The organism is Denitrovibrio acetiphilus DSM 12809 (assembly GCF_000025725.1).
Lineage (GTDB): Bacteria > Chrysiogenota > Deferribacteres > Deferribacterales > Geovibrionaceae > Denitrovibrio > Denitrovibrio acetiphilus.
On the sequence record NC_013943.1, the window covers coordinates 1,033,518 to 1,047,047 of the forward strand.

Annotated in this window: 13 protein-coding genes and 1 tRNA gene; 4 read left to right on the forward strand and 10 right to left on the reverse strand. The window is 41.8% G+C overall.

From position 1 onward, the window contains the following. Positions 1 to 2: 2 nt before the first annotated feature. Positions 3 to 410 (reverse strand): hypothetical protein, encoded by a 408-nt coding sequence (locus DACET_RS15440; protein WP_013010291.1) that lies wholly within the window; start codon positions 408 to 410, stop codon positions 3 to 5. A gap of 147 nt (positions 411 to 557) precedes the next feature. Between DACET_RS15440 and DACET_RS04940 the strand changes: the two genes are divergently transcribed. Further along, positions 558 to 630, forward strand: a tRNA-Gly gene (locus tag DACET_RS04940). A 100-nt stretch (positions 631 to 730) separates the two neighbouring features. Beyond that, positions 731 to 1,471 (forward strand): dienelactone hydrolase family protein, encoded by a 741-nt coding sequence (locus DACET_RS04945; RefSeq protein ID WP_013010292.1) that lies wholly within the window; start codon positions 731 to 733, stop codon positions 1,469 to 1,471. A gap of 67 nt (positions 1,472 to 1,538) precedes the next feature. Here DACET_RS04945 and DACET_RS04950 read toward each other — a convergent pair whose 3' ends face one another. The 5 genes from DACET_RS04950 to DACET_RS04970 are packed head-to-tail and all read right to left on the reverse strand — an operon-like array spanning position 1,539 to position 7,248. Further along, positions 1,539 to 2,288, reverse strand: coding sequence for an ABC transporter ATP-binding protein (locus tag DACET_RS04950; protein WP_013010293.1), 750 nt, complete (start codon positions 2,286 to 2,288; stop codon positions 1,539 to 1,541). Then, positions 2,275 to 3,306: a FecCD family ABC transporter permease gene (locus DACET_RS04955; RefSeq protein WP_013010294.1), complete on the reverse strand. Its 1,032-nt coding sequence runs from the start codon at positions 3,304 to 3,306 to the stop codon at positions 2,275 to 2,277. Before DACET_RS04955 ends, DACET_RS04950 begins: the two co-directional genes overlap by 14 nt. Further along, positions 3,306 to 4,388 (reverse strand): ABC transporter substrate-binding protein, encoded by a 1,083-nt coding sequence (locus DACET_RS04960; protein ID WP_013010295.1) that lies wholly within the window; start codon positions 4,386 to 4,388, stop codon positions 3,306 to 3,308. The genes DACET_RS04955 and DACET_RS04960 overlap by 1 nt, the downstream gene beginning before the upstream one ends. Then, positions 4,376 to 5,131: a class I SAM-dependent methyltransferase gene (locus DACET_RS04965; protein WP_013010296.1), complete on the reverse strand. Its 756-nt coding sequence runs from the start codon at positions 5,129 to 5,131 to the stop codon at positions 4,376 to 4,378. The genes DACET_RS04960 and DACET_RS04965 overlap by 13 nt, the downstream gene beginning before the upstream one ends. Next, positions 5,119 to 7,248, reverse strand: a complete 2,130-nt coding sequence (locus tag DACET_RS04970; protein ID WP_013010297.1) for a TonB-dependent receptor — start codon at positions 7,246 to 7,248, stop codon at positions 5,119 to 5,121. Before DACET_RS04970 ends, DACET_RS04965 begins: the two co-directional genes overlap by 13 nt. A 261-nt stretch (positions 7,249 to 7,509) precedes the next feature. On the opposite strand from DACET_RS04970, the gene DACET_RS04975 reads away from it, so the two are divergent. Beyond that, positions 7,510 to 8,052, forward strand: a complete 543-nt coding sequence (locus DACET_RS04975; RefSeq protein WP_169304186.1) for a Crp/Fnr family transcriptional regulator — start codon at positions 7,510 to 7,512, stop codon at positions 8,050 to 8,052. Between the two features lie 258 nt (positions 8,053 to 8,310). Further along, positions 8,311 to 8,739: an IS200/IS605 family transposase gene (gene tnpA, locus DACET_RS15960; protein ID WP_013010299.1), complete on the forward strand. Its 429-nt coding sequence runs from the start codon at positions 8,311 to 8,313 to the stop codon at positions 8,737 to 8,739. Between the two features lie 5 nt (positions 8,740 to 8,744). On the opposite strand, the gene DACET_RS16750 is transcribed toward tnpA, so the two are convergent. The 4 genes from DACET_RS16750 to DACET_RS05005 form a co-directional block, all read right to left on the reverse strand. Continuing rightward, the gene (locus tag DACET_RS16750; protein WP_430640269.1) at positions 8,745 to 8,918 is read right to left on the reverse strand and encodes an ATP-binding protein; all 174 of its coding nucleotides are present in this window, start codon (positions 8,916 to 8,918) and stop codon (positions 8,745 to 8,747) included. A gap of 190 nt (positions 8,919 to 9,108) precedes the next feature. Then, positions 9,109 to 10,202 (reverse strand): IS3 family transposase gene (locus DACET_RS04990; RefSeq protein ID WP_148214147.1). Its coding sequence is split into 2 segments (ribosomal slippage): positions 9,109 to 9,941 and positions 9,941 to 10,202, totalling 1,095 coding nucleotides; the frame shifts between segments, so codons are not numbered across the junction. A 70-nt stretch (positions 10,203 to 10,272) separates the two neighbouring features. Continuing rightward, positions 10,273 to 10,830, reverse strand: a complete 558-nt coding sequence (locus tag DACET_RS05000) for a hypothetical protein (RefSeq protein WP_041229899.1) — start codon at positions 10,828 to 10,830, stop codon at positions 10,273 to 10,275. A gap of 154 nt (positions 10,831 to 10,984) precedes the next feature. Continuing rightward, positions 10,985 to 13,504, reverse strand: a complete 2,520-nt coding sequence (locus DACET_RS05005) for a methyl-accepting chemotaxis protein (RefSeq protein ID WP_013010302.1) — start codon at positions 13,502 to 13,504, stop codon at positions 10,985 to 10,987. Positions 13,505 to 13,530 lie beyond the last annotated feature (26 nt).

A 13,530-nucleotide genomic window follows, 5' to 3' on the forward strand; every position in this document is an offset into this window, starting at 1 on the left:
TATTATTCTGCCGCTGCTTCAGTTGTGTTTTCTGCGTCAGGTTCTGAGGTTTCGGCAGGCTCTGTTGTATCTATTGCCTCTGTTGTCTGTTCTGGTGCGGCATCATACTGGTATTGGCGCTGATATTGATGTCTATTTTGATGCATGTTTCCTGCCATCATTCCTGCGGATTCGCTTTCGGCTGCAGACTCTGACAGTTTATCTTGAGTGGAGATGCCGAATGAAGACCCTGAATAGTTTGACGGTGTTCCCGAGCAGTCGGCATTTCCCGTGCCGTTACCGTTTCCTGAACTACCGGAGCTGCCAGAACCGCCGTGACCGCCGCCGCCATTTCCGCCGCCTCTGGCATAAACTGTTGCTGATGAAGCAAGCATCATTACAATTGCTAAAAACATAATAATTTTTTTCATTTTTGCCTCCGTTTGTTTATCTACCTTCATAACGTATGAGCAGCTTAGAGGTTACAAAAAAGTGTCGAAATTAATTTTATTTGGTTTGCATGTAGATTTTTATAGCTAAAACGATTTGAATATATTATATAGTTTATAGAAACTTAAGCGGGTGTAGCTCAGTTGGTAGAGTTGCAGCTTCCCAAGCTGAAGGTCGCCGGTTCGAGTCCGGTCACCCGCTTTTCTTATACCCCCCTTAAATTTAAGCATTGAACTATCCGGCAAATTTACGATCTTTAGTGTATGATAAGATTAAATTAGTCCTTAAGAAGGAGAACTTTATGAAATTATTATATACTATTGCTGTAACTATACTTTTTGTAATGACGGCTGCCGCCGCAGGTGGAGTGCCGGTCAAATACAAGGTTGATGGTGAAAAATTTGAAGGTTATTACACTTCGCCTTCCGCAGATGCACCTCTTGTTTTTATGGTGCACGACTGGGACGGGCTGACAGAGTATGAAGTAAAAAGGGCCCAGATGCTGAACGACCTCGGGTATGCAGTTTTTGCTGTGGATATGTTTGGTGAAGGAGTTAGACCCACCGCCACAGCAGATAAGAAGAAACTGACAGGTGAGCTGTACAAGAACCGTGAAAGGATGAGAAAACTTCTTTACGGCGGGATGGCTGCTGCAAGCCAGATGGGGGGCGACATAAATAATGCTGTCGCAATAGGTTATTGCTTCGGCGGTGCGGTAATTCTTGAACTGGCTAGATCCGGCGCTGATCTGAAAGGTTTTGTGACATTTCATGGTGGTCTCAACACTCCTGAAGGGCAGAATTATGCCGATACAAAAGGTAAGGTCTTGGTACTGCACGGAACAGCAGATCAGGCTGTCAGTATGGAGGATTTTGCCTCACTCGCTGTCCAGCTTGAGGATGCGAAAGTTCCCCACGAGATGACAACCTACAGCGGAGCACCTCACGCTTTCACAGTGTTTGGCTCTCCGAATTATCACGAAGAAGCTGACATTAAGTCATGGGAGCGCTTTACAGGCTTCCTTGTTGAAACTTTTAAATAGATGCTGAAGTGCCCCGGTTATGATATGTGCCGGGGCATTACTTTCCGGAGAGTTTTCTTAAAAGTTATCAGAACATAACTACGCTCTTATTATCAATATTCTGTATTTTTATTTTTATTCCGTATGCTTCAGAAAGAGCATCTTCGGATAATCCTTCTTTCGAACCGCAGTAGATGGATTTACCGTCATTCATCAGCAAAACTTTAGTAGCATATCTGAGAGCGAGATTCAGATCGTGCATCACTATCATAGTCGCCAGTTTGCGTTTATAGGTTACATTGCTTGCAGTGTCCATGATCTCTAGCTGGTTTTTCACATCCAGATGGTTTATCGGTTCGTCCAGCATGAGTATATCGGCATTCTGTACCATCGCTCTTGCTATAAGGGTTTTCTGAAATTCTCCTCCGGAAAGTTCTGTGACGCATTTTTCCTGCATAGACTCAATGGCAAGTTCTGCTATCACTTTTCTTGTGAGTTTGTGGTCGCTTTCTTTCGGATGCCAGCTTATATAAGGCTTTCGTCCAAGTAGTACAGAATCGTATACTCTACATGGTACAGCATTTGTAGTCTGGGGGAGGTATGCAATTTTGCGTGCAATGTCTAGCCTGTTCATTACTGAGACCTTCCTACCAGAGAGGGAGACCTGCCCCGATGAAGGGGTTATTATCCCGTTAATAATTTTCATAAGAGTGGATTTGCCTGCCCCGTTGGGACCTATAACGGCGCATATCTCTGATGATTCCAGTTTAAAAGATATGTTATCAAGTATTTTTCTGCCGCTTTTTAGACAGAACGATAAGTTTTCAGCTTTGACCATTTTTCAATGACCTCTTCATAAGTATAAAAAGAAACATAGGGACTCCGGCAAAAGCCGTTATGACACCCACAGGGAGGGACAGCGGGAAGAAGATCATCTGGGCGAGAGTGTCAGCCCCAAGCAGAAAAACCCCTCCCAGAACAGCAGATGCAGGGATAAGAAATCCGTGGTCAACGTGTTTAAACATCATCCTGACCATGTGAGGGGCTATCAGCCCAACAAAACCTATTACCCCGTAATAAGCTGTTGCGAATGCGGACATCAAAGAAGTCATGATGAGAGAGTAAATTCTTATCTTTTTGACCTCAACGCCAAGTCCCGCTGCGTGCAGGTCTCCCCACTGGATTGCGTTATAGTCCCAGCTGTATTTCACAGAGAAGAGGATGCCTGCTGTCATAACGGCAAAGACAGTGATACCTTCTGACCAACCGCCTTTGCCAAGGTCTCCGAATGTCCAGAAAACCGCTGCAGCAAGCTGTGTGTCTGTCGAGAAATACTGCATAAGCATTGTGCAGGCACTGAAAAATGCCGACATTGCAACACCGACGAGTATAAGCCCCTGAGGTGTCATACCTTTCACGAATGAGAACAGCAGTATTATCAGTGACGATAAGACTGCACCTGCAAAAGCCCCTGCGGCAACTATACCAAGCCCACCGAAACCAGAAGCCCCGCCGGACATAAAGCCTGCTCCCAGAACAATAATAGAAAATGTTGCACCAAAAGATGCACCCTGAGACAGTCCGAGTGTGAAGGATGACGCGAGGGGGTTGTTCAGTATATTTTGTAGTATCACACCGCTCACAGCCAAAGCGCTTCCGACCGCCAGAGCGGCAAGTATTTTCGGAAGGCGCAGATTCCATATGAAATATATGAGGTCTTCGTTGCTGCCTGAACGAAACAGTGCAAGAATAGTTTCTGACCATGAATTTTGTACTGCCCCGTGTTTGATCCCCAAAAGAGTAAAGAGCGTCAGCATGAAAAGCATGACTGCCCAGAACACCAGCTTATTTCCCATCAGTTTGCAACCTTCAGGGACATACCTGTTTTTGTCTGAACCACCCTTTTAAATCCGCCTGTATCCTGTTTTATAACATGGTAAAGGTTTTGCCCGGTAAATACTTTTATTATCTCGCCTGCTTTCTCTTCGGCATCAAGCTCTTTGTAATAATCAGGATATGCGGTTTTGGCTATGAAAAAGGCATTGGCTAGCATCAGGTCAATATTTATGAAGTAATATGTATTTGCCGGAAGCTGATAAACCTGCCCGTTTTTAAAAGCTGAAAGTCTGCTGTAAAACCCTTGTTCTTTCTTTGCTTTTTCGGAGATTATTCCATAGCCGGCACTGTCGATAAATATCAGCTCAGGATTCATCAGGGCAAGGTATTCTTTCTGTAGAAAGATATGTCCTTTGCGCCCGATACTGTCCGCTGTATTTTCCACACCGGCGAGCCTGAAAGGAAGAAAATGCCCTTCTGTGCTGTCTATACCGTTTACCCCTTTATATGATAACCCGCCAACATAGGCTCTGACCTTTTTGTCGGGGCGGTAGTCAAGCTCCGTCTGTAGTCCGGAGATGTAGCTAATCAGATATTCCGCACGCTTTTGCTTATTCAGTATCAATCCTGCAAGGTTCAGTGAGCGGAAAACCGTCTCAAACTCCACCCCCTGATATCCAAAGCTCAGTACTACCACCGGCGTCTTCAGTTTGCGTTGAAGCATATCCGCTTCTGCCGGGTCAGATGTTATAGTAAAAACAACATCAGGCTTGAGTGATATTATAAGCTCATGACTGGGGCGTCCTTTCGCTCCGCCTTCGCTCACAATAGTTACATCTTTGAGTTTTTCTTTATTGTCATATACATAAGGTCGTTTTTCATAATCCTTTCTGTCTATGGCTTCTATGCCTACGACTTTATCCTGAGCTCCCAGAAAAGATATGAAGCTCATGCTGCTTTTCAGTGGTACAATACGGTTTATAATCTTGTCTGGTATTTGAACTTTTCTGTTTAGCAGGTCTGTGACGACAGCTCCGTATGCATCCTGAGAAAATAAAATACCCGTGACTGATACGGCGATGAACAGTATTAGCTTTCCCATATAATCAACTCTCTGCGGAAGTATGTTTTGTTTGTTACGGTTTTGCCGTCAGAATGTTTAGCTATTATGTTTTTAATAATTGTGTCATCAGGCTTTATTCCCGCCTGTTTCAGAATACTTTCAAGTTCATCACGCATCACATCTTCTGAAAGCCTTTTTATGAAGTCATTTTCGATAACTTCAGATGAAAATGGGATGTCCTGCTGTTTCAGCCAGCGTTTGACATCCGGTGTGTCGTTGAAAGGTTTTTTGCTGATATCATATATATTATACAGCTCGTCTGTTATAACTGAATCCTTTCTCCCTGCCCAGCCGAGGTATATTACATATTGCCGGGCTATTTCGGTAACTGTTTTGTAGTCTTCGGGTGATCTCACAGCGGGTGTTGTGGAACAGAAAACTATGTCAAAGCTTTCCGGTTTTTTTATATAGCTTTCCCAGTCTGTCTGCTGGGTTGTAATGTTATTTACCCCTTCATTTGCGGAGTCTTCTGTCAATATGCGCAGCATTTCATCTGAGATGTCTATACCGTGGACATCTTTTGCTTTTTTGCCCAGTCCGATGGTAAATTTTCCGCTTCCACATCCCACATCAAGTATGCTCATTTTCGTAAGGTCTATGCCTTGCTTCTGTATCTTGTAAATTACCTCTGCCTCAAATGCGTCTGGATTGTCAGTGTATCTGGGATATGAGAGTGCTTTTTTGTTCCACATGTTTTTTGTTTTGTTTTCTAATATGTCCATTTCAGGCTTACTCCTCCATTCAGTCCGATTGCCGGATATCCGTATTGTTCCTCGTAGTCTTCATCAAATATGTTGTCCAGATAAAACTCTACTGTTGTATTTTTGGCAAATTCCCAGCTCAAACTTGTGCCGAGAAGATAATATGGGTCAAGTTCTCTTGTTTTACTGTAGTAGAAATATTCTCTTTCGCCCACATAGATAAGTTCCGTATCGAGGGTGAGTTTGTCGTTTATTTTCCATATAACTCCTGCTGTTCCTTTTATATCAGGAATATAGTCAACATTATCAGATGAATAGTCTGCATATTCAGCTGTTACAGGGTCTCCGCTCTTTTCAGAGTCCTGAAATGCAACTCCTGCGTTGATAGATATTTTCGGGTTTATGTTATACCTGCCCTCTGCACTGACACCTTTGAAGACAGCATTGTCTATGTTATATGTTATACGTCCTTTGTTGGTTATAGGGTTTGATCCCATGAGAAGATAGTCGTCTATGTCATAGTAGAATGCAGACAGTTTAATATGTCCGGCATTATTGGCGAAGTTGTGTTTATAAGCGATATCCACTGCATCGGCTTTTTCCGGGGAAAGTTCGCTGTTTTCAAGGAGAGGGACTGTCTGTGCATCAACGAAGTGATTCATTTCAGGAATAGTGGGTGTTCTGTAGCTCTGGTAAATATAGACTGACACTTTATCATTGTTAGTTAATGAATAAGTTATTCCGGCTTTTGGGGTTATACTTTCATCATCATAATTAAGTCTTGTTCTCGTCCCCGCAACATCCTTGTGCTGAAGTGCGTCATACTGGTCGTATCTCGCCCCTATGTCAAATGTCAGCTTGTCTGTTATGTCCCATGAGTCGGAAAGAAATACAGCGTTTGTTCGGATACGGGGACCAGAGTCTGAGCTTGCTATACTGCCTGTCCATGGGGCAGGGGCGACATAGTCTACATCAATCTCACCTGCTTTCATGTTTTTTTGCTCGGCTCCGATGTTAAGCTTATGTTTTTCAAAGTAAATTTCAGTCTTTCCTTTAAAACCATAACTGCGGTCAACTTCAACTGTTCTGTCCAGCACAAGGTCACCTTCGCTGACAGTTACGCCTGCAGCTGTTGTTGTTTTATCTGCGTAATTTTTGTCCATGCGGTCTTCTCTGTTCATGAAAGTTGACAGCTCAACAAAAGCTTTTGTCCCTATATACTGGGTGTATGAAGCAGTGTACATGTGTTTGATTTTATCATAGTGGGCTCCGTCACCAATGACACTCATTGCCTGACCTCCTGCGCCTCCGGCAAAAGTTTCGCCAAGGGACAGTGGCGCATTGCTGTTTATTTTGTCATGATATCCCGGATCGTCAGGGTCTGAAGAAACTCTGTTAGTTTTTATCATACCTCTGTAGGTTTTAGTGTAGTCATACCCAAGGATAAGTTCTCCATCCCATGGTGTATCAATATAAAGCTTTGGTGCTATGTGTGTTGACCGGTAATCATTATTCCAGAGATATTCGTCAGCTTCCTGATAGCTGGCTCCGAGGCTCAGACCAACCGGACCAAATTTTTGTGAGTAACTGCCTCGTATGTTATTGAAACTCTCATCTTCGTCCCACCAGCCCATTGTGCCGTATAAGCTTATTTTGGGTTTTGTTGCCGGACGGAATGTATAAGCATTAATAACGCCACCGATGGCATTGTTGCCGTATTCTGCGCTGCTGCCGCCCTTGATTACTTCGATTTTTTCAATGTTGTCCAGAGGAATTGTGCTGAAGTCGATGTAATTACCGCCGTTTGTACCTGTGGAGTTCATGTTTCTGCCGTCCAGATTTAGCAGTATGCGTTGTCCGCTCTGTCCCCTTATAGTGAGAACATCACCACTGTCTCCGATAAGAGTTTTTCTCTTTAGGCTTATTTCTGGATCATCCTCTAGAAAATCCGCAATATTGTTGCTTCTTTTTACTTCATGAACCCTGACATTTGTACTTTGCATGTCTTTGTTTGATTCTGGTTCGCCTGTAACGGATATTGTGTCGAGATAGATTGTGTCCTGCATTAAATTTTCTGCTGAAACTGTGGTCGACATGGCAAAAAATATCATTGCCAATGCTATCAATGTTTTCTTCATTATGGACTCCTGTGTAACAGTTTATTTCTTAATCATGGTCTTTTAATAAAGCGATATTGTGTTTTTGTATTAAACTAATGCTAATAATCTTGACAATATTTAGCAGTTAATGATAATGAGACTTAACATCAATAATGGAGAAAAACATTGACTAGTATTAAGAAAGATAAAAAAGTATTATTAGTGTCTGATTTTTTGAAACAGAGGTTTCAGTGCACTGATCCTGCTGTTGTTGGAATGATAAGCCAGTGCAGTTCTATTATGAAAATAAATAAAAAAGAGGTTATTTTTACTCAGGGAGAAGCTCAGAACAATACTTTTTATCTGGTAAGCGGGTTAACAAAACTTTATCGTATAAGTGAACAAGGGAAAGAGATAGTATTTAAATATGTATTTCCCGGAGAGAGTTTTGCCAACGGAATAATGGGAGGAGACAGTCTTTTGTCTGCTGTTGCTCTGGAACATTCTGAATTACTTGTAATAGAGAAAAAAGCAGTTAAGCAGCTTGTTTTTGATAATAAAACCCTTCTGGAGAATATGTTTCGTGCATGTAAGAAAGAGTTTGATTTTTATGTTTCTTACATTGAAAACCTTGCATTGACCGACACCAGAGACAGGCTGGAAAATTACTTAAGTGAATATACAAAAAAGAAATGTTCAAAATCATTCAGACTTCCAGTTCCCAGATGTGAGCTTGCGGTTTTGCTTGGCTCCACTCCAGAGAATTTATCAAGGATATTCAGGCAGATGTCAGAAGAGGGGATGATCAGTATCAGGGGGAGGAATGTTACCGTAAATTTCTGATGGCTATATAAAGGGTATCTGCACAGATACCTGTACCTGACCTTTATCGTTGTTTACATTGATTTTGCCTTTGATGAGTTCTGTAATCAACTTACTGCAATATGTACCAAATCCTGAACCGCTGTTATTATGTCCTTTTACCCCGCGTTCAAAAAAACTGTTATATACATGTTTGTCCAGGGTACCTTTATGCAGTCGAAGACAGAACACCACGCATTTATGCGTGGATGAATGAGCCTTTCGGCGGTATAATCCGCTATGCAAGTCACTAAATCAGCTCACAGTTTATATTGTTTGAAATACCATGTTGTTTGGGTATGTAAATACCGGCGAAAGATCCTAAAGCCTGGTGTTTGTTCTTATATCAGAAAAACTTTGCCAAGTATTTTAAGAAGTATGCCGGGAGTAGAGATAGAAACAATTGGCTTTGATTTAGATCATTTGCACATGGTTATAATCATCCCACCTAAATATAGTATTGCTGAAGTTATGGGTAGACTCAAAAGCCAATTGGCTTCGAGGATGCGCAAATTCTTTGGTTGGCTTGATAAGGTATATTGGAAAGAAAATGTTGTTTGGTCGCCGGGATACTTCGTTAGTAGTATAGGGTTAGACGAAGACGTAATTAGAAATTACGTCGAGTTGCAAGGACAACAGGATTTAGGACAGCTCAAACTTGAGCTGTAAAAAAATCATGCGTTAAGCATGAGCGAAGCATAGAACCCCGGGTTTACCCGGGGGAATCTATTAGTAATTGTTATTTTTGTGTTTTCTTTGGTGTTCGTAATGGTTATGTCTACATTTGTCTGATCCGGTGCATATTTCAGTGCGTTGTTGATCAGATTTGAAAAAAGGAGATACAGCAATCCCTGATTATATTTGTCAGTGCGGCCGATATTTTTGTTATCAGCACATATAGTGACTTTAAGATTTTTCTGTTTGCTGAGACCTGCATAACTTTTAACAGCTTCATGGATAGTGTCATATATGCTGAAATTTACAGCATTAGCGAAATCGTTAAGCTGTATCGTAAGCTTCCCCTTGAGGAGGACAGTTCTAAACTAGAGTTTTCTGTTTCTTCATCATATATTCTATCGGTGTCATATCGTCAAGAGCATCGTGTGGACGTTCCTCGTTGTACTCAATCATCCACCAGTAGGTAACTTCCCTTACCTCTGCTAAATTATCAAACAGATACAGGTCAAGAACCTCAGTACGATAAGTTCTGTTAAATCTCTCTATGTAGGCGTTCTGGTTCGGTTTGCCTGGCTGGATATACATAATCTTCATTCCAGCATCTTCAGCCCAAGACACGAACTCTGCCCCCAGAAACTCTGGGCCATTATCGCATCTAAGTACTTCCGGTAATCCTCTCTCTAGGCTGATCTTCTCAAATACGCTGATAAGCCTTCTGCTTGTAAGAGAAGTATCTATCTCAATGTGCACTGCTTCCCTGTTGCAATCGTCTATGATATTAAACGTCCTGAATCTTTTTCCAGAATACAGGCTGTCACTTACAAAGTCTGCTGACCAAACCTGATTAGGCAGTTCTGGCACAAACAGAGAATTATTCTCCCTTTTAGGCAGTCTTTTCTTTGCCCTGCGCTTCTGATTAAGCTTCATCTGGCAGTAAACCCTGTAGACTCGTTTATGATTCCAAGGATACTTCTTCCTAAGCACCTTAAAGAGCTTCCAGAAGCCCCAACGAGAGTGCTTCTTTACAAGTTCATTCAGCGCATTTATCACAAGAATATCGTCTGTATTAACAACAACAGGCTTATAATAGGCCGACCTTGAGAGACTTGCACAACGGCAGCTCTGTGAAACAGAAAGACTATGCTCATTTACCAAGAAAGTAACAGCATCACGTCTTTCCTGCGGCCTTAGAGCTTTTTTTCTATTAAGTCCTTCATTGCTTTATTTTCTAAAGCGAGGTCTGCATACATCTTTTTTAGCTGAGAAAGCTCCTGCTCCATATCTTTCATCTTTTTAAGATCAGATGCAGTCATGCCTCCGTATTTAGATTTCCAGTTGTAATATGTTGCGTCAGATATACCATGCTTACGGCAGATATCTTTTACCAGCATTCCGGCATCCGCTTCGTTAAGAATCGAGATGATCTGTGTTTCGGTGAATCGTGATTTCTTCAAAATGAGCCTCCTAGCTTTTATAGTTTGCCAGAAAAACTCTAAATTTGGAATGTCTACTCAATGGGGAAGCTTACGGTATGTTGTTTTTTATGTCACCATATATTGAGATGATCTTATCTATGACCATGACATTCTGCTCTGACAAAGAGAGAAGCTCCTGAAAGTCGTCAAGTTCGTTTCCTGAGAAACGCTCAAGAAGACAGTTGTTTATAAGTGATAGATGGTTAAGTGTGTTTCTTAGTTCGTGAGTGATGATGCTGTCAAGGTCGTTCATGAGTTTTGTGTTTAGTGAGGTGTTGTCAGTGTCTGTAAAGAGAACTACATGTTTATCTTTGCCGTCTATGACAGTTTTAAATTTAATTACAAAAAGCTGTTTTTTAAGTGCTTTGCATTCAAAAACGTGAATAATTTTGTCTTTGTTGGTCATGTCAAGTCTTACAGCACTGTTTGCACAGTCTGATGTGTCAAGGCATCCGATTACTTCACGCAGCATTTTGTTTTGGTAATCTTTTGCTCCGGTGATATTCTGTAGTGAGTCGCTTATATCATAAAGGGTGTTATCATGAGGGTTCAGTACAGCGTAATGGATGGTGCTTTCGCTTCCAATAAGATCAAATAAGCTATTCAAAAGACCACCTCTCATGTTAAGTGTCCACGATTATAGCATATATATACAAAATGTATATATTAATTTTAACACATTGATAAGAGGGCTTGGCAGGGTTCTTTGCTGACAAATTATAATAGATAAGCAAGGGCACCGAGTTGATGCCCATTATTGCTTACTTGATGTTATTATCGTTTATTATATTGTTCAATTTCTGCATGAGATCTTCTGCTATTTGGAAAAGTTCGTATATGCTTTCTCTGGCACTCTCTCTGTTGCCTGCCTGAGTGTTGCTGACAACCGTTGCTGCTAAGGCATGTACACGCTGGTGTATCGGTTCCAGTGCTTTGAATTCGGGCAGGTTTCCGTGGATTTCAACCCCTTTGGAGTAATAGAATTTACCAAAAGCACAGCTATGGTGGTCAATAGTGATGTCCGCGGTTTCTGTTCTTGTTCCTTCGTATACTGCGTAAACTTTATTCAGATATATAAGGTGCTGAAGTTTTGCTATTGCAAACATAGATGACGTACTCTTAAGTTTATATTCACTGAAGAGACCACTTGTGTACATTATGTTTTCAATGAGGCTTTTTATATTGGCAGAGAGATATCCGAGCTCTTCTTTGGATTTGGCAGAAGACATAGACACTGTTTCTATACTGCTTGCTATCTCTGTTGTGACAGCGGACTGTTCGTCAACGGCACTGGAAACACCAAGAATATTATTGGAGAGGCTTTCCACAGCGCTCATGATATTGGAGAAATTTTCTGATGTTTGTGTGTCGATCTCTGACTGCTGGATAACGAGGTCAGAGACAATCACTGCTTCAGTGTTTGCTGTCTGCACGCGCCCCTGCATCTCTTTGACCATTTTACGTATATCTTCTGTTGAGTCCTGAGTTTTTTCGGCAAGTTTTCTTACTTCGTCGGCAACAACGGCAAAGCCTCTGCCTGCCTCACCTGCCCTTGCAGCCTCAATTGCAGCATTAAGAGCAAGCAGGTTAGTCTGTTCTGATATATCATTGATTACAGTAATTACATTTTCGATCTCTGTGGCGTGACCGGTAAGCTTATGTATTTCACCTGTGAGAGCTTCTATTTTCTGTCTCATGTTTACAGAGATTTCTTCAGAACGTTTGATTATTTCGCCCCCCTGTCTGGAGACATGGACAACTTCTTCGTTCTGGGCGGCGGCATCTGATGTGTTGTTCGCAATATCACTTATGGAAGAACTCATCTGTTCTGCAGCGGTTGCAACCTGTGATGCCATATCATTTGTTTCTTCGAGTGAATATTTAACAGTATCTGATGCCTTGATAATAGGAACCAGTGACTCTGCTGTTCCTGCGAGACCATGTATTAGCTGTGTAAAGCTTTCGTCCAGATTGTCCAGTACTTTGTTAAAAGAAATGGAGAGCTCTTTGGTTTCTCCTGTGCTGCCTGCATCAAGCCTTTTGGTGAGATCTCCAGAGCCTTCTGAAAGTTGCTTAAGGATGGCTGATGTAGAGCTTATGCTTCCGGCTATCCCTTTTGCTATGAAAATTGTAACAAATCCGCCAAGGAGAACCATTATTCCCGCTATGAACATTATTTTAAGTACGAGTTTGTTTGTTTCGGCAGCCAGCATTTTGGTTTTTTCTGCGATGGCGTCATCAATATCGTCTGTATATATTCCGGTACCTATTATCCAGTTCATCGGTTCGAACAGACGGACGTATGACATTTTGGGTTGTGGAGTGTCTTTGCCTGGTTTGGGCCAGAGGTAGCTTACAAAGCCACTGCCGTCCTTTTTAGTAGCGTTTATCATGGCTATAAAAATATTCTCATCACGGTTTGGACCGGCGACATTGTATTTTTTTTCTGAGAGCGGTTTTCCGTTCAGCTGCGGAGCTATTGGGTGCATTACCATTTTCGGCTCAGGCAGGTCGGTGTCATTTATCCAGAAATATCCTGTTCCGTTGTCGTACTTGTACTTTGCAACATCAGTCAGAATGTTAGAGATAGCGTCATCCACTGCGTCATCAACATAAACACCTGTCCCTATAACCCAGCCCCATGGTTCAAAAAGTCTGACATACGATAACTTTGGCTGGGGGGTGTCTTTACCTGGTTTAGGCCAGAGGTATCCGACAAAACCTTCTTTGTCTTTCTCGACTGTTTTGACCATTGCGCTGAACAGGTTTTCGTTATTTTCTGCGACATTATATTTTTCTGCTGAAAGTATTTGCCCGTCAAGCTGGTACGCTATGGGGTGCATGATCATCTTAGGGTAGGGTTTCCCTGTGTCATTAATCCAGATGTAGCCCGTTCCGCTGTCGTAACGCACAGCTTTGACAAGGTTCTGAGCTTCACTTTTAGCTTGAGATTCGCTTACTTCACCGTTCTGATAAGATTTGTATATCTGTTCTATCTGTGAAAACGTTGAGTCGATTACAGAGTTAAGTCTTTTGCCGTAAACGTTTTGTATGTATTCCTTCTGGGTAGAGTTTTCAAAAGTGCTGGTGACAGATTCAAATGTGACGTCAAGAAGACTTTCCAGCTTTTGTTCCACTCTTTTATATTCTGTTTGCCTGAAATTTTCGAGATTGATTTTTTCACGGCTTTTTATGCTGTAAATGCTGAGTGCTGTAACTATTCCTATGGTTATAATGATTAATGCAATTGTACTAAGAGCAATTTTGTTGGCTATCTTCATGTCTCTCCCCATGTCTTAAATGAGTT

What these genes read in the sequence shown, in the direction of transcription:
- DACET_RS15440 (WP_013010291.1), bottom strand. Translation starts at nt 410, where the DNA reads ATGAAAAAAATTATTATGTTTTTAGCAATTGTAATGATGCTTGCTTCA.
- DACET_RS04945 (WP_013010292.1), top strand. Translation starts at nt 731, where the DNA reads ATGAAATTATTATATACTATTGCTGTAACTATACTTTTTGTAATGACG.
- DACET_RS04950 (WP_013010293.1), bottom strand. Translation starts at nt 2,288, where the DNA reads ATGGTCAAAGCTGAAAACTTATCGTTCTGTCTAAAAAGCGGCAGAAAA.
- DACET_RS04955 (WP_013010294.1), bottom strand. Translation starts at nt 3,306, where the DNA reads ATGGGAAATAAGCTGGTGTTCTGGGCAGTCATGCTTTTCATGCTGACG.
- DACET_RS04960 (WP_013010295.1), bottom strand. Translation starts at nt 4,388, where the DNA reads ATGGGAAAGCTAATACTGTTCATCGCCGTATCAGTCACGGGTATTTTA.
- DACET_RS04965 (WP_013010296.1), bottom strand. Translation starts at nt 5,131, where the DNA reads ATGGACATATTAGAAAACAAAACAAAAAACATGTGGAACAAAAAAGCA.
- DACET_RS04970 (WP_013010297.1), bottom strand. Translation starts at nt 7,248, where the DNA reads ATGAAGAAAACATTGATAGCATTGGCAATGATATTTTTTGCCATGTCG.
- DACET_RS04975 (WP_169304186.1), top strand. Translation starts at nt 7,510, where the DNA reads ATGAAAATAAATAAAAAAGAGGTTATTTTTACTCAGGGAGAAGCTCAG.
- tnpA (WP_013010299.1), top strand. Translation starts at nt 8,311, where the DNA reads ATGCAAGTCACTAAATCAGCTCACAGTTTATATTGTTTGAAATACCAT.
- DACET_RS05005 (WP_013010302.1), bottom strand. Translation starts at nt 13,504, where the DNA reads ATGAAGATAGCCAACAAAATTGCTCTTAGTACAATTGCATTAATCATT.